Here is a 24,385-nt window from a genome sequence, read left to right on the forward strand (position 1 = left end):
CCTTCATTTCCACCGCAACGACAAGGACCTCCGACTCCATGGCCTCCGCACGCCGCCCTCTCCGTATCCCGCAGCCTGGCAGCACGCCCGCACACCGCAGGCCGAGCCCGCCCTCGCTGCTGCTGCCCGTGGCCGCCGCGCTGGCCTGGTCGCTGTCCGCACCGCCGCAGGCCTGGGCACAGCCGGTGGCGGCCAGCACATCGCAGGCAGCCGCCACCCTGGAATGGAACCTGCCCGCCGGCGCGCTGGACGACTCGCTGGCGCGCATCGCCCGCCAGGCCCAGCGCAGCATCAGCGCCGATCCGGCCCTGCTGGCTGGCAAGCGCGCGCCCGCCATCCGGGGCAGCTACAGCGTGGAGCAGGCCGCCCAGCTGGCGCTGGGCGACAGCGGGCTGCGGCTGGCACGCACGCCCCAGGGCACGCTCACGGTGCTGGCCTCCGCCGCCGCGCCCGCGGCGTCAACGGCTACGGCAGCGCCGGGCCGCGCCCAGGACCATGCGCTGGCCGAGGTCAAGGTCGTCGCCCAGGCCGACCGGGCAGGCACGACCGAAGGCACGGGCAGCTACACCGCGCGCGGCCCCAGCGGCGTGGCCACGGGCCTGGCGCTGAGCGTGCGCGACACGCCGCAGTCGGTCAGCGTGATGACCCAGCAGCGCATGGAGGACGAAAACCTCACCAGCATCAGCGACGTGCTGGCGCGCGTGCCGGGCATCTCCACCTCGGCGCTGGGCACCGAGCGCAGCAACGCCAATGCGCGCGGCTACCCCATCACCAACTACCAGCTCGACGGCGTCAGCACGCACACCGAATTCCTGGGCCTGGACGCCCTGCCCACGCAAAGCATTGCCGACATGGCGCTGTACGACCGCATCGAGGTGCTGCGCGGCGCCTCGGGCCTGACCACGGGCGCGGGCGATCCGTCCGGCATCGTCAACATGGTGCGCAAAAAGCCCACGGCGCAGTTCCAGGGCTCGGCCGAGGCCAGCGTGGGCTCCTGGGGCAGCCGGCGCGGCGTGCTGGACCTGTCCTCGCCGCTCAACGCCTCGGGCAGCGTGCGCGGCCGCCTGGTCGCCGTGCACCAGGAGGGCGACAGCCACATCGACTTCTACAGCAAGAAAAAAGAGGTGCTCTATGGCGTGATCGAGGCCGACCTCACCTCCACGCTCAAGCTCACCGCCGGGCTGGACCACCAGCGCGGCCGCTCGCGCGGCTCCATGGCCTACCTGGGCTTTCCGCTGTTCAGCAGTGACGGGCGGCAGACCGACTTCCCCGTCTCCTTCAACCCGGCCAGCCGCGACAACCGCTTCAACACCGACTCCACCAGCGCCTTCGTCACGCTGGAGCAGGCGCTGGCCAACCGGTGGCAGCTCAAGCTCTCGGCCAACTACCTGCGCTCCAACCAGCGCGAAGACGCGGTCTACCTGGCCGTCAACAACAGCCTGTTCGACCGGGAGACCGGCGATGGCCTGTCGCTCAACGCCGAGCGGCGCGACTACCGGCTGCGCAACAAATCCGTGGACATCAACCTGCGCGGCCCCTTCAACCTGGGCGGGCGCGAGCACGAGGCGGTGCTGGGCTTGGACTACACCGACTTCCAGAGCCTGACCGACGGCAGCTTCGACATCACGGGCCTGCGCAACAAGCCCGTCAACATCTACCAGTGGGACAGCAGCGGCAGCCCGGTGTTCGGCGACCGCTTCGTGGTCTTCGACAGCACGCGCCGCCAGACCAGCCTGTACGGCGCCGGCCGCTTCGCGCTGGCCGACGACCTCAAGCTCATCGTGGGCGGCAAGCTGTTCAACTACGACAGCGACTACCGCACCGACACCACGGACGGATACCACCAGACCTCGCCCTCGTCCGAACGCCGCGTGTTCACGCCCTACGCAGGCCTGGTCTACACGCTGAACCCGCAGCACACGCTGTACGCCAGCTTTGCCACCATCTACAGCCCGCAGACCTCGCGCGACCGCAACGGCTCCTTCCTGGACCCGCAGGAAGGCAACACCTACGAGGCCGGCATCAAGAGCGAATTCCTGGACGGGCGCCTGGCCACCAGCGCCGCCATCTACCTCATCCGCCAGGACAACCTGGCCGAGTCCGATCCCGGCCAGTTCATCCCGGGCACCACCACCACCGCCTCGCGCGCCATCAAGGGCGCCAAGACGCGGGGCCTGGACCTGGAAGTCAACGGCGCCATCAACCGCCAATGGTCGATTGCCGCCTCCTACAACTTCAGCGCCTCCGAAGACGCCACGGGCCAGCGCATCAACACCACCTTCCCGCGCCAGATGGCCCGCCTGTGGACCACGTACCGCATGCCCGGCGAATGGCGCCGCCTCACCCTGGGCGGTGGCGTCAACTGGAGCAGCGGCATCGAGTACAGCGGCGAAGCCTGGCAGGTCGGCAAGCAGGTCAGCGCACGCCAGGCCTCCTACGCCGTGGCCGGGCTCATGGCCCGCTATGACGTGAGCGACCAGCTGTCGCTGACGCTGAACGTCAACAACCTGTTCGACCGCAAGTACATCGCGGCCATGTCCGGCTGGTGGTACTCGGGCATGTACGGCGCGCCGCGCAACGTCCAGGTCAGCGCCCGCTATCGCTTCTAGGGCCACCAGGTATTGAGAGGGCGCCATGGCCGCCGGGGTGCCGAAATTGCGGTACAACCGGCGTCACCATGACTTTGAAAGCCACCAGCCTGCAGGACCTCGCGCCAGTGCGCCGCGCACTGGCCGAAGCCGCCGCCCAAGAGGCCCTGCTCCAGCAGCAGCGCGCCGAGGCGGCGCGCCGCCTCCTGGCCGAGCAAAAGCTGTTCGAAAACACCGTGGGCCCGGTGCATGCGCTCAAGTCCGCGCACGCCCGCCACCTCCATGCCCCCGAGCCCCCCGAGCCGCTGCCCCTGCAGCTGGAGCTGGACGAGCAGCGCGTGCTGCAGGAGGCCATGAGCGACGAGTTCGACGTCAGCACCCTGCTGGACACCGACGACCAGCTCAGCTTCCGGCGCCCCGGCATCGGCCTGGACGTGACGCACAAGCTGCGCGCCGGGCAGTGGAGCATCCAGCGCCAGCTGGACCTGCACGGCCTGCGCGTGGACGAGGCGCGCGAGGCGCTGGGCCAGTTCATCCGCCTGTCCCACCGCACCGGCATACGCTGCGTGCGCGTGGTGCACGGCAAGGGCCTGGGCTCGCCGGGCAAGACCCCCGTGCTCAAGGGCCGCGTGCTGCGCTGGCTGGTGCAGAAAAAGGAAGTGCTGGCCTTCGTTCAGGCCCGCCCGGCCGAAGGTGGCGCGGGCGCCCTGGTCGTCCTGCTGCAGCCGGGCAAGCGCCAGCTGTACTGAAGGCGTGGATGGCGTGAACGGTGATGGGGTTCAGGCCGCGGCCACCGCCGCCGCCTTGCGCGCCCGCCCTATCACCAGCGCCATCACCGCAGCCACCAGGCAGGCCAGGCCGGCCGCATACAGCGCGGGCGTATAGGTCAGCAGCAGGGTGCGCGTCAGGCCCGCGCCCCAGGCAGCGGTGGCCGCGCCCAGCTGGTGGGCCGCGAAGATCCAGCCGAACACCAGCCCCACCTTCTGCGGCCCGAAATGCTGGGCCGTGAGCTTGACCGTGGGGGGCACCGTGGCGATCCAGTCCAGCCCGTAGAACATGGCGAACAGGCCCAGGCCGTAGAAGGTGAACTCCGAATGCGGCAACCAGAACAGCGACAGGCCGCGCAGCCCGTAGTACCAGAACAGCAGCTTGCGGTTGTCGTAGCGGTCCGACAGCCAGCCCGACAGCACGGTGCCCACGAAGTCGAAGGCACCCATCATGGCCAGCACCGACGCGGCGGGCACCGCGCCCATGCCGTTGTCGCCGCACAGCGAGATGAAGTGCGTCTGCACCAGGCCGTTGGTGGACAGGCCGCAGATGAAGAAGGTGCCCGCCAGCAGCCAGAAGGTGCGGTTGCGCGCGGCCTCGGCCAGCACCTTGAAGGGCGTGCCGAAGTTCATGGCCATGGCCGGCGGCGGCGGGGCCGAGGCATCGCCGCCAAAGGGCGCCAGGCCCAGGTCCGAAGGCCGGTCCCGCACGAACAGCAAAGCCAGCACGGCAATCAAGGCGCTGGCCACGAACACCGGCACCGTGGCCGAGCGCCAGCCCCAGTGCTCGATCATCCAGGCGGCCAGCGGCAGGAAGGCCAGCTGCCCCGTGGCCGCACTGGCCGTGAGCACGCCGATGACCAGGCCCCGCCGCGCCGCAAACCAGCGGTTGGCCACCACGGCGCCCAGCACCAGCGCCGTCAGGCCCGTGCCCATGCCCAGCAGCAGGCTCCACAGCAAAAACAGATGCCACAGCTGCGTGGCCTGCGTCACCATCGCCATGGCGCCGCCCACCAGGGCCAGGCCCATGCACATCACGGCACGCAGGCCGAAGCGCTCCATCATCACCGCCGCAAACGGCCCCAGCAGGCCGAACAGCGCAAAGCGCAGCGCCAGGCTGCTCGATATCTGCTCCGTACTCCAGCCGAACTCGCGCGACAGCGGCTGCAGCATGGCGCCCGGCAGGCCCAGCGCCGCCGACATGGTCAGCATGGTGAGGAAAGTGATGGCCGCGACCAGCCAGCCGTAGTGGATGCCGCGCCGCTGCAGCCAGCGCGCCGTGGAGTTGGAGAGCATGGGAGTCTCTTCGGGGGTTGGGAATTCGGTAGGGCCTACGCCTGCGGGCCGTCTGCAGCGTTGCCATCGCCATCGAGCAGCACCAGGCATTCGTCGATCAGCGCATGCAGGGCCGCCACGCGCTCCAGGCCCACGCGGGCGTTGAGCTCGTTCTGTGCGGTCTTCCAGCTTTGCTTGGCCTCTTCGCGCTTGGCCTGGCCCGCGTCGGTGATGTGCACCAGGCGGCTGCGCTGGTCCTCGCCCTGGCCCATGCGCACCCAGCCGGCGTCGATCAGCGGCTTGAGGTTGCGCGTCAGCGTCGAGGCGTCCATGCGCATGCGCCGCGCCAGGTCCGAGGGCCGCACCGGACCGGCGGCCAGCACATGGCTGAGCAGCGAGTACTGCGTGATGCGCAGCCCCGTCTCGTTCAGATGGGCGTCATACACCTGGCCCACGCTGCGCATGAGCTGGCGCACGCGGTGGTTGGTGCAGCCCTGGGGCACGGCGAGGATGTCTGGATTCACTGGCATGGCGCAGATTATTGCATATACAACTGTTGTAGATACAATAATATCCACACCGCCATCCCAGACAGCCTGGCACCCGCATTTTTCCCAATGAAAGAGAGACATTCCATGGACACCCGCACCCACTCCCCGGAGCAGGCCGCCCACAGCCTCACCTCCGGCGCCACCACCGGCGCCATCTCCCCTGCCCTGCAAGCCTGGCTGGACGAGGAACAGGCGGTCACCCTCCGGCTGGACGCCGGCCCTGGCGCAGGCGTGTCGCGCCCCGACCAGGTCGCAGGCCGCAGCGGACTGGAGCTGATGCAGGCCATGCTGCGCGGCGAACTGCCCTACCCGCCCATTGCACGCACGCTGGACTTCATGCTGATTTCCGTGGGCGAAGGCAGCGCCGTCTTCCAGGGCCGCCCCGGCGCCAACCACCTCAACCCCATGGGCACGGTGCACGGCGGCTGGTTCGCCACCTTGCTGGACTCGGCGCTGGGCTGCGCCGTCCACACCTGCATGCCGCCGGGCCGGGGCTACACCACGGCCGAGCTGGGCGTGAACCTGGTCAAGGCACTGACCCCGCGCGTGCCGCGCGTGCGCGCCGAAGGCCGCGTGCTGCACTGCGGCCGCCAGCTGGCCACGGCCGAGGCGCGCCTGGTCGGCCCCGATGGCACGCTCTACGCCCACGCCACGACCACCTGCCTGGTGTTCGAGATGCCTCCTGCGCGCTGAAGCCCGTTCGGCACAAGCAAAAAAGCCCCGTGCCAGATGCACGGGGCTTTTTTGTTGCTTGCCTGCCGGAACTTACTTCGACAGATCCAGGCGGTACTTGGACGTGCCCTTGCCCGAGCCGTCATCGGCCGCCACCAGCGAGATGTTGGCCAGGCCCGCCGCCTGCGCCACCGGCAGCGCGTTGGCGCCGGAGCTGAACACCACGTTGGCCGAGGTGGCCACCTTGGTGAAGCGCCAGCTCTTGGCCGCGCCATTGGCAGCGCGCGTGATGCTGCCCTTCTTGCGCACGTAGCCGATCACCACGTCGCGGTTGGCGTCCGGCGAGGCCCAGATGGCGCTGGAGCCGTCGAGCTTGGCGATGAAGCTCTTGCCGCTGGTGGCGCGGTAGTTGTTCGTGGCGATCACGAACTCCTGCGCGGGGTCGATGGCCTTGCCCAGGTACTGCAGGTTCTTGATGCGGCTGCCCACGGGCTGGGTCACGTCGATCTCGTACTGCACATCGGCCGTGGTGAACATGTCGAAGTTGTAACCCGGGAAGGTGCTGATCAGCTGCTGCTCACCCGTCTTGGCCGGATCGATCTGGTTGAAGCGCTTGGCAGCGGCCTCCAGCCAGTCCTTGATGTCGGCGCCATTCACCTTCACCGCATACACGGTGTTGGGGTACAGGTACAGGTCGGCCGCGTTGTAGATGGCCAGCGGGCCCACGGCCACGTCGGTGTAGTCGGCGCCGCCCTGGAAGCCCGACTTGAACGGCGCGCTCACCGACAGCACGGGCAGCTGCGCGTACTGCGGCAGGCTGGCCTTCACATAGTCGGCCACATAGTCGCGCTGCGCCTGGTTGACGATCTGGATGGCGCCCGGGTCGCCCACATCGGCGAACAGCGTGCTCATGCGGAAGTCCGTGCTGCCGATGGGCGTCTTCACGTACTGGATGGCGGCCTGGTGCTGGCTCTCGATCAGCGGCGCCACCGTCGGGTCCACGGCCACGTAGCTGGCCTTGCCTGCGGCGTCCTTGCCGGTCTGGATATTGCGCAGCTCGCTCTTGCCCGCGCTCTTGTCCACGCTCCACTGCTTGCCGTCCCACTTCAGCGCCAGCTGGATCACGCCCAGCGCCTTGCCCCAGGAACTGGCCATCACCGACTGCACGCCGTTGATGGTGCCCGCTTTGTTGTCCACGCCCGCCTGCGTGAACGCCGGCGTGGCCGCCGCATCGGGGAACACGCTGTGCTGGTGGCCCATGACCATGGCGTCGATGCCGGCCACCTTGCTCAGGTGCAGGCCGGGGTTCTCCATCGTCGGCGAGTAGGCCGCGCCATCCAGGCCGCCGTGCAGCATGGCCACCACCACATCGGCGCCCTTGGCGCGCATCTCGGGCAGGTACTTCTGGGCGGACTCCACGGCGCCTTCGGTGTAGAGCTTGCCCTCCAGATAGCGCTTGTCCCAGTTCATGATGCCCGGCGTGGTGAAGCCGATCACGCCGATCTTGATGGGCAGCTCCACCGCCTTGCCATCCTTGTCCTTGGCCGCGATCTTGCGCTCCAGAATCACATAGGGCTGCACCAGCGGCTGCTTGGTCTTGCTGCTGTAGACATTCGACAGCGCCATGGGAAAGCCATTGCCCGCGCACTTGAGCGCCTTGTCCACGCCGTCCACGTCCAGGCCGCCGCCCAGCACCTGGTTCAGGAAGGGCAGGCCGTAGTTGAACTCATGGTTGCCCAGCGTGCCCGCATCGAAGCCCAGCGCGCCCATGGCCTTGTACATGGACAGCTGCTGCGTGCAGGGGATCTTGGCCACCTCGGCCTCGTAATCGGCCAGGGCCGTGCCCTGGATGGTGTCGCCGTTGTCCACCAGCAGCGTATTGGCAAACTCCTTGCGCGCCGCACGCACCAGCGTGGCCGTGCGCTCGAAGCCGTAGGAGGCATCCTCGGCAAGCTTGAAATAGTCATAGCTGCGCACATTGAAGTGCAGATCCGTGGTCTCCAGCACGGCCAGCGTGGCCGTCGCGGGCTGGCTGGCCACCGGGGGCGTCGTGCTGTCGTTGCTGTCGCTGCCACCGCAGGCGGCCACCAGCGCGGCGCTGGCCAGGACGCTCAGCGCCAGGCGGCGGGACAGGAGCAGGGATTGCAATGTGGGGAGGTTGCTCAGCGGCATGTGGTTTTTGTGGGGGTGGTGAAGGGGGGGAGTTTGTTGGTGGGGGTTTACAGGGGTGTGACAGCTGGTCTGTTCTGGTCTGGTCTTGGTCAGGTGCTGTTTTTTGTCCCTGCCGGGGGGTTGTTTTTCGAGGCCGGGTTTCGGCCCGGCAGCCGACCTACCTTCTTTTGCTTCGCCAAAAGAACGTAGGCCAAGAAAAGGCGACCCGGATGTCCGCGACCCCTTCGCTTCGCTGCGGGGCAACCTGCGTCGGGCCACCTGCGGGGTTCGCTGCGGAACTCGCTGCGTTCACTGCGTGAACTCCGCTCAGACAACCGCAGCGAGGCAGATGACGAAGCAGTCCTGTCCTTCGGCAGGACTGCAACCCCGCAGGCGGCCCGACGCAGGCGCTGACATACGGGAGTTGTTGCGGGCCTTCGCTGCGCTCGGCCTGGTTTCTTGATACGCGCCGTTAAACTTGCGGCGAGCCGAAAGGCTTGGTGTGTCGTAACACCAGCACGTAGAGGTTGCAGCCCCCACCTAGAGCGGGGCCTTTGTTTCATACAGGAACCAAGTTATGCACCCTCTCACCGCCGCACAGGCGACCTCTCCCCAACCACCTTTTCTTCCCACCTGGCGGCAGGCCATGCATGCCTCGCTGGGCCTGGTGCACAGCACGCTGCAGCAGTTGATCGAACTGATGGTCAACGATCCCGACAGGGACGACAGCGAAGTCGATGTGGACTGCGCCGTGGAGCTGGCGCTGGAGCACATCAAGCGCATGAGTGTCCAGCAGCATGCGGACCGCTATGCCTTCGAGGTGGAGTGGATCAAGGCAACGGCGGCGCTGCGGCTGGCGCAGGGCGCCTTCGGGCGGCCAGAATCACGCTTTGGCCTGCGGCTCAAGGACGCCATCCAGCAGCTGGAGATGCTGCCGGAGCTGGTGGAGTTCGTGGACCAGGACGACGGCGAGTGAACTGTGCGGCGTGCCCGTATCTCTGTGAGAAACTGGCCCGCCGAACACCCCCTTGCCTTCACCCATGGAACTGCGCCAGCTGCGCTACTTTGTCGATATCGCCAAGACCGAGCACCTGACGACATCGGCCAGGAACCTCTATGTCACGCAGTCCACGCTCTCGCATGGGCTGCGCCAATTGGAAGAGGAGCTGGGCATGGCGCTGTTCGAGCGCATTGGCCGGGGGCTGAAGCTGTCGCAGGCGGGCGTGGTGTTCCGCAACTATGCGGAGCGTGCGCTGCATGAGGTGGAGGCCGGGCGCATGGCGCTGGCCGACCTCAGCGAGCTGCAGACCGGCACGCTGACCATCGGCGTGATTCCCACCTTCCTCAACACCCTGGTCGCCCCGGCCGTGGCGGCTTTCATGCGCGCCTATCCCAAGGTCAACGTGGTGGTGATCGAGCTGCTGGCCCCGCCCGTGGAGCAGGGATTGCTGGACGGCAGCCTGGACCTGGGCGTGAGCTTTCACCCGCCCCAGCGCGCCGAACTGGACGCGCTGCCGCTGTTCGACGAACGCATGATGCTGCTGGTCAACCCATCGCATCCGCTGGCCGGGCGCCGCACGCTGTCCGTCAAGTCACTGGCCGGCGTGCCCCTGGCCCTGCTGCCGCGCACGTTCTACACGCGCAGCCTGATCGAGGACGGGCTGCGCACCGCAGGCGTCACGCCCTTGCTGCGCGCGGAAATGGGCTCGGTGGAATCACTGATCGCGCTGTGCCGCTGGGGCGACATGGCCACCATCGTCCCCGAACGCGCCGCCCAGCAGGCCACGGACATGGTGGCCATCCACCTGGTCGCCCCCCAGCTCATCCGCACGGCAGGCCTGCTGTGGCGCCGAGGCGCCAGCTACAGCGCGGCCGCGCGCGAGTTCGCGGCGCAACTGGCCCCCGCCACCAGAACCAACATGCCCCGCTAAAAAAACCCCAGGCCGAGCGCAGCAAAGGCCCGAGCAAACTCCCCGTATGTCAGCGCCTGCGTCGGGCCGCCTGCGGGGTTGCAGTCCTGCCGAAGGACAGGACTGCTTCGTCAACTGACTCGCCGCAGTTGTCTGAACGGAGCGCGCAGCGCGCAGTGAGTTCTGCGGCGAACCCCGCAGGCGGCCCGACGCAGGTTGCCCCGCAGCGAAGCGAAGGGGTCGCGGACATCCGGGTCGCCTTTTCTTGGCCTACGTTCTTTTGGCGAAGCAAAAGAAGGTAGGTCGGCTGCCGGGCCGAGACCCGGCCTCGAAAAACCACCACCCGGCAGGGTCAAAAACTAACCCGTTGCAGGGAAAAAACCAGCTCACTGCAAAGAGGGCCGCGCCCTCTCAGGCACCCGAGCCCCCAACGCAGCCGGCACATAAGCCGCATCAAAACTACACCCCACCCCAAACTTGGCCTCATTCCCCACACAAGCAGCAGCAATCCCCGCCGCAGTCGGCTTCACCCCCGCCTCCACCCACTGCATCAACGCAGTCATCAACGTGGGATAGGTCGCATCGCTGATATAGCTGTGCGTCCCCTGCCGCGTAAAGGTCTGCACCAGCCGGTCCCCACTGCCGCCCTGCTGCATCACCGCACGAAACCGCGCATCCAGCTCCACGAAGGCCGTGGGGTCGCTGATCCACTTGGCCGAGAGGACCGGCACGCCAATCTTGCCCACGGGGTCGGTGTCATCGGCGAACTTGCGGTAGGCCGCAGGGTCGGCGCGGTAGCGCAGCACGCCGGCATTGAGTGCGGCATCGTCGGCCGAGCCGGCATAGACCGCACCCTCGTTGCCGAAGGGGCTGGCGCCGCCCGTGCGCTTGGCCGAGATGTCCTGGAAGTGCATGGTTCCCCAGTTCATGTGCGACTGAATGGCGCTTTCGGGGATCTTGATGACCTTGGTGATGGTGTCGATCTTCGATTGCTGCGCGGCCGTGCGCTGGGCGGCGGGCTTGTCCAGCGCCAGGCATTCGTTCACGCGCAGGGCCACGTCGGCCTGGCGCATCTTGGCGTCTGCGGGCAGGCCCAGGTTGAGCGCGTACTGCGGCTCATTGGGGCGCGGGTGGTTGCCGCACAGGTACTGGTAGACCACGCGCAGGTCGGTGCGGAAGTCGTAGGCATGGGTGCCGCCGCCCAGCACGCCGCTGGTCAGCAGCACGCCGTCGTAGGGGCGCTCGCCCACGGTCTGCTCGTTGAACATTTCCGCGCCCTTGGCCGCCACGCCCGCACCCCAGGACTGGCCGTGCAGGATGGTGCGCTGCGGCTTGGCCACATGCTGGCGGAAGATGCCGCGCAGGCGCTCGGTGTCCTCGGCGGCGGCGCGCACTTCCACGCCGCCCTGGCGGTAGGTGGAGCCGGCCCAGGCATAGCCTGCGCGCACCATGATGGACCAGCGCACCAGGTCTTCGGCCGCACGGTCGGCGGTGGGCGCGGCCAGGTCCGGGCCGCCGTGGGCGTGCAGCACCAGGGTGCCGTTCCACTGCGCGGGCTTGGCGATCAGGTAGTAGGCGCCCTTGGAGTCCTGCCCGGCCCAGCAGCTGATGCCCGCAGGAATCTCGGCAGGGCAGGCCGTGCTCTTGGGCGCGGTCTCGATGGAGGTGACCGGCCCGTGCAGCACGGCCGAGCCGCCGCCGCAGCCGGCCAGGGCGAGCGCGGCCAGCAGCGAGGCGCTGGCGGGACGCAGGGGGAAATACGCGGATGCTTGCATGTCTTGTCTCCTGTCTTGGCTTCTTGTTGGAAGTCACCTGCCGCGCCGCGGCAAGCGGTCGCATCGGTGACTGGATGGGATTCTGTAGAGGCTTGTCCAATATTTCAAAGATTTTTAGGATATCGGCTGGATACTTTTCACATATATGGAACTGCGCCATCTCCGTTACTTCCTGGCCGTGGCCGATACCGGCCACATCACGCGCGCGGCCGAGCTGCTGGGCATGCAGCAGCCGCCGCTGTCGCAGCAGATCCGCGCGCTGGAGGAGGAGCTGGGCATTGCCCTGTTCCGGCGCCACCCCAAGGGCGTGGACCTGACCGACGCGGGCCTGGAGCTGCAGGGCGAGGCCACGCGGCTGCTGGCCGACTTCACCGCCATGCGCGACCGCATGCAGGCCTTTGCGCGTGGCGAGCGCGGGCGCATCCATGTGGGCTTCACCAGCTCGGCGGCGGCCCATGCCTTCACGCCCGAGGTGCTGCGCCTGTGCCGTGGCCGCCATCCCGACATTGCGCTGGATGTGAGCGAGAACAATGCCGCCGAGATCACCGAGGCCGTACAGGCCGGGCGCATGCACTGCGGCTTTCTGCGCGTGCCCGTGGCCCGGCCCGAAGGCCTGGTGTTCGAGACGCTGCTGCAGGAGCCCGCGCTGCTGGCCATTCCCGTGGACCATCGCCTGGCGCGCGATGCATCGAAGCCCGTGGCGCTCAGGCAGCTCGATGGCGAGCGCCTGATCCTTGTGCGGCGCACGGGCGCGCCGGGGCTGTATGCGAACCTGCTGGCGCTGTGCGCCCGGCACAAGGTACAGGTGGAGGTGGCCGCCGAGGTGGAACGCATGATGACCAATGTGAACCTGGTGGCGGCGGGCGTGGGCCTGTCCATCGTGCCGGCCTCGGTGCGCGGCGCCCATCCCGAGGCCGTGGTCTACCGCGCCTTCGAGCCCGCCGTGCGGCTGAGCGCCCCGCTCACCCTGGTGCACCGCGAGGCCGGCACGGAAACCGGCGGCGCAGGACCCGCGGCCACCTTCATCGCCCTGGCGCGCGAGCTGGCGCAGCGCCACCAGGCCCCGGGCGGCTGAGGCATGCGGGCACCGCAAGGCACCGATACCGGCCGGCGCGCCCTGCTGGCGGCGGGTGCCTGCGCGCTGGCCTGGCCCGCCCAGGCATTGCCGGCCCGGCCCGCCTGGCCGGGCGCCAGCGTTCGGATCGTGGTGGCCTACCCCGCAGGCGGTGTCAGCGACATGGTGGCCCGCGCCCTGGCCGAGCAACTGGCGCAGCAATGGGGCACGCCCGTGATCGTGGACAACCGCCCCGGCGCCAGCGGCACCGTGGCGCTGGAGCTGCTGGCGCGCAGCGCGCCCGACGGCCGCACCCTGGTCTTTGCCGCCGCCACCGCCGTGGGCCTGGCCGCAGCCTCCGTGACGCCCGTGGCCGGCGTGATGCGCACGCCCATGCTGCTGGTAGGCACGCCGGCGCTGAAGGCCGCAGATTTCGAGGGCATGCTGGCCGAGGCGCGCGGCATGCCCGGCGGCATACGCTGGGCCACCACGGGCGAGGGCACGACGGGCCACGCCGTGCTGCAGCGCATAGAGCAGGCCACGCGCATTCCCATCGTGCATGTGCCCTACAAGGGCGGCGGCCAGCAGCTCAACGATGCGCTGGCCGGGCATTTCGAGCTGCTGTCCACCAATGTGGCGCCGCTGCAGCTGCAGGCGCTGCGCGCGGGCCGCCTCAAGGCCCTGGCCGTGGGCGCGCCGCAGCGGCTGGCAGCCCTGCCCGATGTGCCCACGCTGGCGCAGCTGGGCCATGCGCAGGCCAACCTGGATTCGCTGTTCGGCCTGTTCGCGCCGCCGCAGATGGCGCCAGCGCTGGCCCAGCGCATCAATGCCGCGGTGGCCCAGGCGCTGCGCGCGCCGGCCATCCGCAGCCGGCTGGAGGCGGCCAGCAACCAGCCGTTCGAGGGTTCGGCCGCAGAGTTCGCGCAGCAGGTGATGCGCGAGGCCGGGCGCTGACCGCCCTGCATCGCTCCCCCCGCACCACGCCCCGCACCACGCCGGACGGGCTCAGCGCGCGTACTTCTTCGCCCCGGCCACGCAGACCACGGCGGCCATGGTGACCAGCACCATGCCCCAGCTCACCTGCTCGTGCAGCAGCAGGGCCGCCAGGCCCAGGCCCATGAAGGGCTGCAGCAGCTGGATCTGGCCCACGGCCGCAATGCCGCCCTGGGCCAGGCCCCGGTACCAGAACACGAATCCGATGAGCATGCTGAACAGCGAGACATAGGCCAGGCCCAGCCATGCGGGCCGGCCCACATCGGCCAGCGATGCCGGCATGCTGATCAGGGCGGCCGGCAGCATGACGGGCAGGGCCAGCACCAGCGACCAGCTGATGACCTGCCAGCCGCCCAGCGTGCGCGACAGGCGCGCGCCCTCGGCATAGCCCAGGCCGCAGACGATGATGGCGGCCAGCATGAGCAGGTCGCCGCGCAGCGAGCCCCCGGCCCCGCCCACGGCCGCATAGCCGGCCACGAAGGCCGCGCCCGCCAGCGAGAACAGCCAGAAGGCCGGGCGCGGGCGCTCGCCGCCGCGCAGCACGGCGAACACGGCCGTGGACAGGGGCAGCAGGCCCACGAAGACGATGGAATGCGCCGAGGTGACGTACTGCAGCGCCAGCGCGGTCAGCAGCGGAAACCCCACCACGCCGCCCAGCGCGCTCAGCGCCAGCGAAGGCATGTCGGCACGCGCGGGCCGGGGCTGGCGCAGCGCCAGCAGCATGGCCAGGGCCAGCAATGCCGCGATGCTGGCGCGCGCACAGGTCAGGAAGGTGGGGTCCAGGTCGGCGACCGCCACGCGGGTGGCCGGCAGCGATCCCGCAAAGATCGCCACGCCGATGAATCCGTTGATCCACCCGCTGCTTGTCTTGTCCATCAAAAAGCTCCTTGGTTTGCAGCAGGCAGTGGGCCATTGCACGGCCGGATCTTCCATAGACAGTCCAATACAATTCAAAAGAACTGTTATGCACACAAATCCACTACAGAAGAGAGAGCAGCCATGCGCAGCGGCACACGCATCCAGGCGGTGATGGAAGAGATCCAGTCGCGCATCGCCGCGCGCACCTACCTGCCCGGCACGCGCCTGCCCTCGGTGCGCGCGCAGGCGCAGGCCATGCAGGTGTCGGTGTCCACGGTGGTGGAGGCCTATGAGCGGCTGGCGGCCGAGGGGGTGATCGTCTCGCGCCCGGGCTCGGGCTTTTTTGTGGCGGGGCCGGTGGCGCCGCTGGCGCTGGGCGGTATCGGGCCGCGCGTGGACAGGGAGGTCGACCCCCTGTGGCTGGCCCGCCAGTCGCTGCAGGCAGATGCCCACGCGCTCAAGCCGGGCTGCGGCTGGCTGCCGCCTTCATGGCTGTACGAGGAAGGCGTGCGCCGCGCGCTGCGCTCCCTGGCGCGCTCGGGCACGCTGGAGCTGACGGAGTACGCAACGCCGCTGGGCCACCCGGCACTGCGCCGCCTGCTGGCGCGGCGCATGGCCGCCATGGGGCTGGAGACCTCGCCCGAGCAGATCCTGCTGACGGAGTCGGGCACGCACTCCATCGACCTGGTCTGCCGTTTCCTGCTGGAGCCCGGCGATACGGTGCTGATCGACGACCCCTGCTATTTCAATTTCCATGCGCTGCTCAAGGCGCACCGCGTGCAGGCCGTGAGCGTGCCCTACACACCGCAGGGGCCCGACGTGGCCCGGTTCGCCGACGCGCTGCAGGCCCATTCGCCACGCCTGTACATCACCAATTCGGCCATCCACAACCCGACGGGCGCCACGCTGTCGCCACTGGTGGCGCACCGCATCCTGAAGCTGGCCGACAGCTCGGACCTGGTGATCGTGGAGGACGACATCTTCTGCGACCTGGAGACCCATGCGGCGCCCCGGCTGGCGGCCTTCGACGGCCTGTCGCGCGTGATCCAGATCGGCAGCTTCTCCAAGACGGTGTCGGCCTCGCTGCGCTGCGGCTTCATCGCGGCGCGGCCCGACTGGACGCAGGACCTGGCGGACCTGAAGATCGCCACCAACTTCGGCGGCGGGCGCATGGCCGCCGACATCGTGCTGCGCACGCTGACCGACAGCGGCTACCGCAGGCACATGGAGTCCGTGCGGCTGCGGCTGGCGCAGGAAATGGAACGCACGGCCGCGCGGCTGCAGGCCCTGGGCATGAAGCCCTGGCTGGTGCCGCAGGCCGGCATGTTCCTGTGGTGCCAGTTGCCCGGGGGCATGGATGCCACGGCGCTTGCGCGCACCTGCCTGGAAGATGGCGTGGTGCTGGCGCCCGGCAATGCCTTCAGCCAGTCGCAGAGCGCGGGCGACTTCCTGCGCTTTAATGTGGCGCAGTGCTCGGATGCGCGGATCTTCGAGGTGCTGGCGCGGGCGCTGAAGGGCTAGGCCGTTTCAGCCTGCAGCAGGCCGCGCACCCGTGCCTGCACGTGTTCCAGGGACGGCGGCAGGTCGAACAGCACGCGGTAGACGATGGGCGCGGCCAGCGCGTCGATCAGGGTGTCCGCAGCGGGCATCGCCTCGCCACGCCGCGCTGCGCGCTCGCCGATCTGCGCCAGTTGCCCGCGCAGGATTTCCACGCAGGCGCAGGGCGTGTGCTCGTTGCCCGCTGCGGCGGCCATGTCGCGCAGCATGGTGCGGCCCAGCGGCGAGGCCGATTCCTCCAGGAACTGCTCGGCCCAGGCCAGCAGGTCGCCCTCCAGCGTGCCCGTGTCCAGCGGCGGCGCCGTGGGCCGGATGATTTCCACGGCCACATCGGCCAGCAGCTGCTGTATGTCGCCCCAGCGCCGGTAGAGGGTGGACGGCGTCACGCCCGCCTGGGCGGCGATGAGCGGAAAGCTCAGTTCCTCGCGCGGCATGGTTTCCAGCAGGCCCTTGACGGTCTGGTAGACCGTGGCCTGGATGCGCGCGCTGCGTCCGCCGGGACGGGCGGGACCGCCTGTTTTGGAAAGGGATGGGACTTGCGTGCTCATGGTTATTAAAGCTAAAAATTTGCGTTAACAGCGCACAAGCGCAGAATTCGCTAACGCAAAAACTTTGCATTAATTGTGCAGCAGGGCTCTTAACCATGTCGGTACTGCAACCATCCAACTCCACTCCCGCTGCCCGGCCTGGCCGCAGCCTGGCCGTCCTGGCCTTCGGCCTGGGCAGCTTCTTCGCGGCCTCCAGCGCGCCCACGCCGCTATACCGGCTCTACCAGCAGGACTGGGGCTTTTCCTCCGGCATGCTGACCCTGGTCTTCGCGGTCTATGCGCTGAGCCTGCTGCTGGCCCTGCTCACCACGGGCGCGCTGTCGGACCACCTGGGCCGCAAGCCCGTGATCCTGGCGGCGCTGGTGCTGGAGATCGTCTCGCTGGCGGTGTTCGCCCGCGCGGGCGACGTGCAGGCCCTGGTGCTGGCGCGCGTGCTGCAGGGCTTTGCCACCGGCATGGCCAGTGCGGCCATGGGCGCGGCGCTGCTGGACCTGCACCGCGAGCGCGGCACGCTGGTGAGCACCATGGCGCCCATGGTCGGCATGGCGGCGGGCATTGTCGTGGCGGGCGAGTTCGCGCAGCTGTGGCGCCAGCAGCTGGGCCTGGTGTTCTGGCTCATGGCGCTGATCTTCGTGGCCGTGGCCGCCGCCATGGCCGTGCTGCCCGAGACGGGCGCACGCCGCCCCGGCGCACTGGCCGCCATGCGCCCGCGCGTGCGCATTCCGGGCCAGGCCCGGGCCGACTTCATGCGCGTGCTGCCCATGAGCATCACGGTGTGGGCGCTGGGGGGCTTTTACCTGTCGCTGGGCCCGTCGATGATCCGCTCGGTCACGGGCTCGGAGATCGCCGCCAGCTTTGCCGTGTGCATCAACACGCTGAGCGCCGCCGCCGCCATCTGGACGCTGCGCAGCCGCGCGCCGCGCGCCATGCTGCAGTTCGGCGGCAGCGGCCTGCTGGCCGGGGTGGCCCTGCTGCTGGTCGGCGCCCATCTGCAAAGCCTGCCCCTGGTGCTGGGCGCCTCGGTGGTGGCGGGCGCGGGCTTCGGCGTGGGCTTCCAGGGCGCGCTGCGCAGCGTGATCCCGCTGGCCGAGCCGCACGAGCGCGGCGCCCTGATCTCGGCCATCTACATCGCCAGCTACCTGGCGTTCAGCGTGCCGGCCATCGCGGCGGGCATGGCCGCCGCGCGCTTCGGCCTGTTGCCGGTCACCTATGCCTACGGCCTGATGCTGATGCTGTTCGCGGGCCTGGCGCTGGCGGGGACGCGCCAGCCCAGGCCGGTGGTGGTGTCCTGAGGCATTGGTCGAAAATAAAACCATAGCAATCCAGCCTTATTCCACCTGGTGATAAACGGGAAATAACGGAGAAAATCTCAGCGGCAGCGCAAAAAAAGTCCAGCCGAACTTGCAGGATCGGCAGGGCTTGTTCGGCATACGGGGAGTCACACCACTTTTCCCAGCCCCATGCCCCGCACCTACCCCCACCAGCCCCAGGACGGCCTTGCAGCCGCACGGGGCTGGCCTGCGTCCATGGGGATGGCTGGGGTGGCAGCGGTGCTGGGGGTGGCGATGCTGGTTGCCACGGCAACGGACTGCGTCCATGCGGCGCCGTCCGCCCAGGCCGCCCAAGCCGGCCAGCGCAGCTTTTCGATTGCGGCCGGCCCGCTCACGCATGTGATCGCGCAGTACGCCAACCAGGCTGGCGTTGCGCTGTCGTTTGATGCCGCGCAGCTGGGCCGGCTGCAGTCCCCGGGGCTGCAGGGCAGCTATGGCGTGGAAGACGGTTTTGCCAGGCTGCTGCAGGGCACGGCGCTGCAGGCCGTGCGCGAGTCCAGCGGCGTCTATACGCTGCGGCCGCTGCCAGCGGCGGCCTCGGGCACGGGCGGGCAGACGCTGGGCACGGTCACGGTCCGGGCCACGGCGCCGGCCAGTGCCACGACCGAGGCATCGGACAGCTACGCGGCCAGCCTGGTCACGGGCTACAAGGGGCTTCAGTCGGTGCGCGACATCCCGCAGCCCGTGACCGTGCTCACGCGCCAGTGGCTGGACGAGCAGGCCCTGCCCGACCTGCATGCCGTGCTGCAGCACACGCCGGGCGTGACGGTGGAGTACATCGACAGCGAGCGCATCGCCTATTACTCGCGCGGCTACCAGATCGATTCGCTGCAGGTGGACGGGCTCAATGTGAACCAGGTGGCCTCGGCCTCCACCTTCATCCAGCCCGATACGGCCATGCTGGACCGCGTGGAGGTGCTGCGCGGCGCCACGGGCCTGCTGCGTGGCGCGGGCTCGCCCTCGGCCATGGTGAACATGGTGCGCAAGCGGCCCACGGCGCAATGGCAGGGCTCGGCCGCGCTGACGCTGGGCTCCTGGGACCGCCAGCGCATGGAGGCCGACCTGTCCGGCCCTCTGAACGCAGCCGGCACGCTGCGCGGCCGGCTGGTGGCGCTGGCGGACGACAAGGCATCGTTCCAGACCGCGCGCAAGGAAAAGCGCCTGGGCCTGTACGGCGTGCTGGAGGCGGACCTGGGGCCGCGCACCACGCTCACGGCCGGCCTGCAGCACACGGACCTGCAGGCCACTGGCTCCTGGGGCGGCCTGCCCGCCGCTGCCGACGGCAGCCAGCTCGGCCTGCCGCGCAGCACCTACCTGGGCACGCCCTGGAACACCTGGGACCGCCACAACCAGCAGGCCTTTGCCGAGCTGGAGCACCGGCTGGACAGCGGCTGGCAACTGAAGGCCCAGGCGGCGCACACGCGCTTTCGGTCGGACGGGTTCAAGCAGACCTCGTTTTCCAGGGCCAGCGACAGCAATCCCTACCTGTTCGACGTGAGCACCTCCATCTATGGCGGCGACGGCAGCACGCAGAACGCGCTGAGCCTGCTGGCCAGCGGCCCCTTCGAGGCCCTGGGCCGCAGGCACGAGCTGTCGCTGGGCGCCGACCTGCAGCGCATCCGCAGCACGGGGGCCACGGGCTACTGGGGCGTGAGCCCGCTGCGCAATGTGGACATCCGCGGCTGGAATCCGTACACCAGCTACCCCGAGCCGTTCTACAGCGAGGGCAACGGCAACGCCTATTCATCGCCCGTGTCCCACATCCACCAGTACGGCGGATTCGCGCGGGCCCGGCTGTCGCTGACCGACTCGCTCACCGCCATTGCCGGCGCGCGCCTGAGCTGGTGGAGCTATCTCGAACCCGGCAATGCCCAAAGCGGCTACAGCGTGCGCCGCGAGCTGACGCCCTATGCGGGCCTGGTGCATGCGCTGTCGGACACGCTCGACGCCTATGCCAGCTACAGCGAGATCTTCAGCCCCCAGGACAAGAAGGCCGCCGACGGCAGCATCCTGGCGCCCGCCCGGGGCGAGGACCTGGAGGCCGGGCTCAAGGGCAGTTTCATGGACGGCCGGCTGCAGGCCAGCGTGTCGGTGTTCCGCATCCAGCGCGTGGGCAGCGCCATGCAGGACACGGCATCGGCCATGCCCTGCCTGCCGTACTACCCGACCAGCCACTGCTTCATGGCCGGCGGCAAGAGCCGCAGCCAGGGCTGGGAGCTGGAGCTGTCCGGCGAGCCCGCGCCAGGCTGGCAGGTGCTGGCCGGCTACACCTACACCCAGGCCAGGTACCTGCGCGACACCTCCGAGGCCAACGTGGGCCAGCCGCTGCGGCCCGTGGACCCGCGCCATGCGCTGCGCCTGTTTGCCAGCCACCGCTTCAAGGGGCCCTTGCAGGGATGGACCGCAGGCGCCGGCGTGCGGCTGCAAAGCGATGCCTACGCCAGCGTGGGCGATGTCACCACCCGCCAGGGTGGCTATGCGCTTTTTGACGCGCTGCTGGCCTACCGCCTGGACGACACCTACTCGCTGCAGCTGAACGTGAGCAACCTGCTGGACAAGCGCTACTACGCCAAGTTCTCGCCCAACAGCACCTACTTCAACAACTACTACGGCGATCCGCGCAACGTCACGGTGTCGCTGCGCGCGCGCTTCTAGGGCCACGGCCGGCCTGCCCTCCTTTCCCGGCTTTTCTTCCCCGGTTTTTCCTCCCGCTTTTTCCAACCTTTGCACATGACTGCCATGACGCACCACAGCACTCCTGCGGACTTCCGCTTCGCTCCCCACCCCCTCACGCGCCTGATCCGCCAATGCCTGGGCGCCGGCCTGGCCCTGGCCGCCGTGGGCGTGGCGGCCCAGACGGCCGAGGGCCCGGCCCTCAAGGAGGTGACGGTGAGCGACCAGGCCGAGGCCATTGGCGGACTGCAAAAGACCTATGCCGGCGGCCAGATCGCGCGCGGCGGCGACCTGGGCATTCTGGGCAAGACCGACCAGATGAACGTGCCCTTCAGCACGACCAACTACACCTCGGAGCTGATCGAGAACCAGCAGGCGCTGACCATCGCCGACGTGGTGATGAACGACGCCTCGGTGCGCACGCTGCAGGCGCGCGGCGGCTATGGCGATGACTTCCAGGTGCGGGGCTTTTCCCTGTCCATGCGCGATGTGTCGGTGAACGGCCTGTACGGCCTGTCGCCCTCCACGCGCCTGCCGCTGGAGGTGATCGAGCGCGTGGAAGTGCTCAAGGGCCCCGGCTCGCTGACCAATGGCGTGGGCCCCAGCGGCAGCATCGGCGGCAGCATCAACGTGGTGACCAAGCGCGCGGGCGACGTGCCGCTGAACCGCCTGACCGCCACCTACATGGGCAAGGCCCAGTTCGGCACCCACCTGGACGTGGGCCGCCGCTTTGGCGAAGACAACCAGTGGGGCGTGCGCGTGAACGGCGTGTGGCGCAATGGCGAAGGCAACATCGACGGCGGCCGCCAGCGCCTGGGCCTGGCCTCGGTGGGCCTGGACTACGAAGGCCAGGGCCTGCGCTGGTCGCTGGACGCGCTGACCACCAGCGGCAAGACCACGGAGTTCCGCCCGCAAAGCGCCTTCCTGGCCGGCATCACCCAGGTGCCCGCCGTGCCCGACAGCCGCACCAACTTCAACCCGGGCACGGAGCTGCTGGACAAGGCCAAGACCGTGATCTCGCGCGTGGAATACGACATCAACGCCAACACCTCCGTCTACGGCGGCGTGGGCTACAGCGATGTGTCCAGTGACCAGAGCTTCCCCACGGCCGTGCAGCGCATCGACTCGCTGGGCAACTTCACCGTGCGCAACGGCTTCTACGACGAGTTCAACAAGACCACCTCGGCCGACGTGGGCATGCGCACGCGCTTCAAGACCGGCGCCATCGGCCACACCGTGGTGGCCGCGGCCAACTACATGGACCGCGAGAGCGGCTACTTCTACCAGCTGACCACCAAAGCCGTCCCCTCCAACATCTACAACCCCTCGCCCCTGCCTGCCATCGACTTCGTGCGCGGCGCGCCCACCAAGAATGCCGAGCTGACGCAGCACAGCCTGGCGCTGGCCGACACCATGGCGCTGTTCAGCGACCGCGTGCTGGTGACCGTGGGCCTGCGCGACCAGACCATCGAACAGAAGAACGCCAGCGGCACCACGCTGTACAAGGCCAGCGCCGTGACGCCGCTGGCCGGCGTGGTGTTCAAGCCGCAGAACAATGTCTCGGTCTACGCCAACTACACGGCAGGCCTGTCGGCAGGCGGCACGGCCGGGCCCAACACGGCCAATGCCGGCCAGGTGTTCGCGCCGCAGAAGTCCAAGCAGTACGAAGTGGGCGTGAAGGTGGACTGGGGCCGCATGACCACGCAGGCCGCGCTCTACCAGATCCAGCGCCCGGGCTCCATGACCGACCCGGTGACCAATGTCTACAGCTTCGGCGGCGAGACGCGCAACCGCGGCCTGGAGCTGACCGCCTACGGCGAGATCCAGAAAGGCCTGCGCCTGCTGGCCAGCGCGGCCTTCAACAACGCCAAGCTCTCGCGCACGGCAGGCGGCGTGAACCAGGGCAACGATGCCAACGGCGTGCCCGAGCGCACCTTCAACCTGGGCCTGGACTGGGATACGCCCTGGGTGGAGGGCCTGAGCCTGAGCGGCCGCGTGATCCACACCTCGTCCATGTACTACGACGCGGCCAACATCCTGCGCATGCCCGGCTGGACACGCCTGGACCTGGGCGCACGCCTGCGCACCCATGTGGCCGGCAAGCCCGTGGTGCTGCGCGCCAGCCTGGAGAACGTCAGCAACAAGAGCTACTGGGTGACTGCCGCCGGCTACACCACCACGGGCGCGCCGCGCACGCTGATGCTGTCGGCACAAGTGGACTTCTAAGCCCCCGGCCACCGGCAACCGCCCCGCCCCCGGCATGGCGCCGGGGGCGCGGTGATGGCGGGGGCCCCAGGCCCCCTTCTGTCAGAGAAAAAAACACCCCATGCAAAGCCACACGATCAAGACCTGGGCCTGGTTGCACAAATGGAGCAGCCTGGTCTGCACCGTCTTCATGCTGCTGCTGTGCCTGACCGGCCTTCCGCTGATCTTCCACCACGAAATCGGCCACCTGCTGGGCACCGAGGTGGAGGCCCCGCCCATGCCCCAGGGCACGCCCCATGCCAGCCTGGACAAGGTGCTGGAGGTGGCCCGCGCCCAGCACCCGGACCGCGTGGTGCAGTTCGTCTCCAAGTCCGACGACACCGACGACCTCTGGTTCGTCACCATGACGCCCACGCCGGCGCCCACGGACGATTTCCGCTCCGTGGTCATCGATGCGCGCACGGCCGAGCTGCTGGCCCAGCCGCGCTTCGACCAGGGCTTCATGTGGGTCATGTTCAAGCTGCACGTGGACCTGTTCGCGGGGCTGCCGGGCAAGCTGTTCCTGGGCTTCATGGGGCTGCTGCTGCTGATCGCCATCGTCAGCGGCGTGGTGCTGTACGCGCCCTTCATGCGCAAGCTCGATTTCGGCACCGTGCGCCGCACGCGCCAGCCGCGCCTGAAGTGGCTGGACCTGCACAACCTGCTGGGCATCGTCACCCTGGTGTGGCTGTTCGTGGTGGGCGCCACCGGCATGATCAATACCTGGGCCGACCTGCTGATCAAGTACTGGCAGCATGACCAGCTCAGCAGCGTGCTGGCGCCCTACCAGGGCCAGGACACGGTGCCGGTGGCGGAGCGCGCCTCGCTGCAGCAATCGCTGCAGGCCGCCCAGCAGCAGGTGCCAGGTACCAAGCTGTACTTCATCGCCTTCCCCGGCACCACGTTCTCCAGCCCGCACCACCACACCTTCTTCCTGCGTGGCAACGAGCCCCTGACCTCGCGCCTGTTCCTGCCCGTGCTGGTGGACGCCAAGACCGCCCAGGTCACGGCCGCGCCCGCCCTGCCCTGGTATCTGACGGCGCTGCTGGTGTCCCAGCCGCTGCACTTCGGCGACTACGGCGGGCGGGCCATGCAGATCCTCTGGGCGCTGCTGGACATCGCCAGCATCATCGTGCTGGGCACGGGCCTGTACCTGTGGGTCAAAAAGGGCAAGAGCGTGCCGGCCCCGCAGCCCGCGCCGCGCGGCAAGGAGGTCTCGGCATGAGCGGCGCGCAACACCGGGGCTTTCTCGCCCTCTGGGGCTGGCCCATCGCGCTGGGCGTGCTGACGGCCATCGGCCTGGTCTCGGCCCTGTTCAGCGACGGCGGCCTTGGCGACATGCTGGCCGGCGTCTGCCTGGCCATTCCCACGGCGGCGGGAATCTGGCACGGCTGGGTGCGGCGCAGCCCGCCGCAATGACGACTGGATGGCGGAATAG

Annotated in this window: 19 protein-coding genes; 13 read left to right on the forward strand and 6 right to left on the reverse strand. The window is 69.0% G+C overall.

Features of this window, described 5'->3' with window-relative positions; genetic code table 11:
* Positions 1-38: 38 nt before the first annotated feature.
* Together IB269_RS09910 and IB269_RS09915 are read left to right on the forward strand one after the other, a co-directional pair.
* Positions 39-2,609 carry a TonB-dependent siderophore receptor gene (locus IB269_RS09910; protein WP_192367072.1) on the forward strand — a complete coding sequence of 857 codons (2,571 nt, stop codon included), beginning with the start codon at positions 39-41 and terminating at the stop codon, positions 2,607-2,609.
* A gap of 68 nt (positions 2,610-2,677) precedes the next feature.
* Entirely contained in the window at positions 2,678-3,337 is a 660-nt protein-coding gene (locus IB269_RS09915; RefSeq protein WP_013803859.1) for a Smr/MutS family protein, read from the forward strand.
* Between the two features lie 30 nt (positions 3,338-3,367).
* Here IB269_RS09915 and IB269_RS09920 read toward each other — a convergent pair whose 3' ends face one another.
* Both IB269_RS09920 and IB269_RS09925 read right to left on the reverse strand, forming a co-directional pair.
* A complete protein-coding gene (locus IB269_RS09920; protein WP_012203827.1) occupies positions 3,368-4,651 on the reverse strand; it encodes an MFS transporter in 1,284 nt (427 codons plus the stop codon).
* 35 nt (positions 4,652-4,686) lie between these two features.
* Positions 4,687-5,160, reverse strand: a complete 474-nt coding sequence (locus IB269_RS09925; RefSeq protein WP_071954544.1) for a MarR family winged helix-turn-helix transcriptional regulator — start codon at positions 5,158-5,160, stop codon at positions 4,687-4,689.
* A 105-nt stretch (positions 5,161-5,265) separates the two neighbouring features.
* Between IB269_RS09925 and IB269_RS09930 the strand changes: the two genes are divergently transcribed.
* Complete coding sequence (locus IB269_RS09930; RefSeq protein ID WP_192367073.1) at positions 5,266-5,874, forward strand: PaaI family thioesterase; 609 nt, start codon at positions 5,266-5,268, stop codon at positions 5,872-5,874.
* Between the two features lie 72 nt (positions 5,875-5,946).
* Here the strand turns inward: IB269_RS09930 and IB269_RS09935 are convergent, their stop codons facing one another.
* Entirely contained in the window at positions 5,947-8,025 is a 2,079-nt protein-coding gene (locus IB269_RS09935; RefSeq protein WP_192367074.1) for a bifunctional 2',3'-cyclic-nucleotide 2'-phosphodiesterase/3'-nucleotidase, read from the reverse strand.
* A gap of 556 nt (positions 8,026-8,581) precedes the next feature.
* Between IB269_RS09935 and IB269_RS09940 the strand changes: the two genes are divergently transcribed.
* Both IB269_RS09940 and IB269_RS09945 read left to right on the forward strand, forming a co-directional pair.
* Positions 8,582-8,980: a hypothetical protein gene (locus IB269_RS09940; RefSeq protein WP_192367075.1), complete on the forward strand. Its 399-nt coding sequence runs from the start codon at positions 8,582-8,584 to the stop codon at positions 8,978-8,980.
* A gap of 64 nt (positions 8,981-9,044) precedes the next feature.
* Positions 9,045-9,935: a LysR substrate-binding domain-containing protein gene (locus tag IB269_RS09945; protein ID WP_016450106.1), complete on the forward strand. Its 891-nt coding sequence runs from the start codon at positions 9,045-9,047 to the stop codon at positions 9,933-9,935.
* A 365-nt stretch (positions 9,936-10,300) separates the two neighbouring features.
* On the opposite strand, the gene IB269_RS09950 is transcribed toward IB269_RS09945, so the two are convergent.
* Positions 10,301-11,689 (reverse strand): hypothetical protein, encoded by a 1,389-nt coding sequence (locus IB269_RS09950; protein ID WP_192367076.1) that lies wholly within the window; start codon positions 11,687-11,689, stop codon positions 10,301-10,303.
* Positions 11,690-11,834: 145 nt separating this feature from the next.
* Between IB269_RS09950 and IB269_RS09955 the strand changes: the two genes are divergently transcribed.
* On the forward strand, positions 11,835-12,764 hold the full coding sequence (locus tag IB269_RS09955; RefSeq protein ID WP_013803867.1) for a LysR family transcriptional regulator: 930 nt from the start codon (positions 11,835-11,837) through the stop codon (positions 12,762-12,764).
* A gap of 3 nt (positions 12,765-12,767) precedes the next feature.
* Positions 12,768-13,697: a tripartite tricarboxylate transporter substrate binding protein gene (locus tag IB269_RS09960; RefSeq protein ID WP_097203289.1), complete on the forward strand. Its 930-nt coding sequence runs from the start codon at positions 12,768-12,770 to the stop codon at positions 13,695-13,697.
* Between the two features lie 51 nt (positions 13,698-13,748).
* Here IB269_RS09960 and IB269_RS09965 read toward each other — a convergent pair whose 3' ends face one another.
* Positions 13,749-14,612: a DMT family transporter gene (locus tag IB269_RS09965; RefSeq protein WP_043825296.1), complete on the reverse strand. Its 864-nt coding sequence runs from the start codon at positions 14,610-14,612 to the stop codon at positions 13,749-13,751.
* A 123-nt stretch (positions 14,613-14,735) separates the two neighbouring features.
* Here IB269_RS09965 and IB269_RS09970 point away from each other — a divergent pair, with 123 nt between their 5' ends.
* Positions 14,736-16,115 carry a PLP-dependent aminotransferase family protein gene (locus IB269_RS09970; RefSeq protein WP_192367077.1) on the forward strand — a complete coding sequence of 460 codons (1,380 nt, stop codon included), beginning with the start codon at positions 14,736-14,738 and terminating at the stop codon, positions 16,113-16,115.
* On the opposite strand, the gene IB269_RS09975 is transcribed toward IB269_RS09970, so the two are convergent.
* Complete coding sequence (locus IB269_RS09975; protein ID WP_012203814.1) at positions 16,112-16,699, reverse strand: TetR/AcrR family transcriptional regulator; 588 nt, start codon at positions 16,697-16,699, stop codon at positions 16,112-16,114. The two genes, IB269_RS09970 and IB269_RS09975, sit on opposite strands and share 4 nt — an antisense overlap.
* Positions 16,700-16,794: 95 nt before the next feature.
* On the opposite strand from IB269_RS09975, the gene IB269_RS09980 reads away from it, so the two are divergent.
* From IB269_RS09980 to IB269_RS10000, 5 genes are all read left to right on the forward strand, one after another.
* Positions 16,795-17,991, forward strand: coding sequence for an MFS transporter (locus tag IB269_RS09980; RefSeq protein ID WP_192367078.1), 1,197 nt, complete (start codon positions 16,795-16,797; stop codon positions 17,989-17,991).
* Positions 17,992-18,159: 168 nt separating this feature from the next.
* Entirely contained in the window at positions 18,160-20,685 is a 2,526-nt protein-coding gene (locus IB269_RS09985) for a TonB-dependent siderophore receptor (RefSeq protein WP_192367079.1), read from the forward strand.
* 75 nt (positions 20,686-20,760) lie between these two features.
* Positions 20,761-22,929: a TonB-dependent receptor gene (locus IB269_RS09990; RefSeq protein ID WP_192367080.1), complete on the forward strand. Its 2,169-nt coding sequence runs from the start codon at positions 20,761-20,763 to the stop codon at positions 22,927-22,929.
* Positions 22,930-23,029: 100 nt separating this feature from the next.
* Entirely contained in the window at positions 23,030-24,172 is a 1,143-nt protein-coding gene (locus IB269_RS09995; protein WP_088166276.1) for a PepSY-associated TM helix domain-containing protein, read from the forward strand.
* On the forward strand, positions 24,169-24,366 hold the full coding sequence (locus IB269_RS10000) for a hypothetical protein (protein ID WP_063327065.1): 198 nt from the start codon (positions 24,169-24,171) through the stop codon (positions 24,364-24,366). Before IB269_RS09995 ends, IB269_RS10000 begins: the two co-directional genes overlap by 4 nt.
* Positions 24,367-24,385: the final 19 nt, after the last annotated feature.

The sequence above is a fragment of the Delftia sp. DLF01 genome (genome assembly GCF_014852125.1).
Taxonomy (GTDB): domain Bacteria; phylum Pseudomonadota; class Gammaproteobacteria; order Burkholderiales; family Burkholderiaceae_C; genus Comamonas; species Comamonas acidovorans.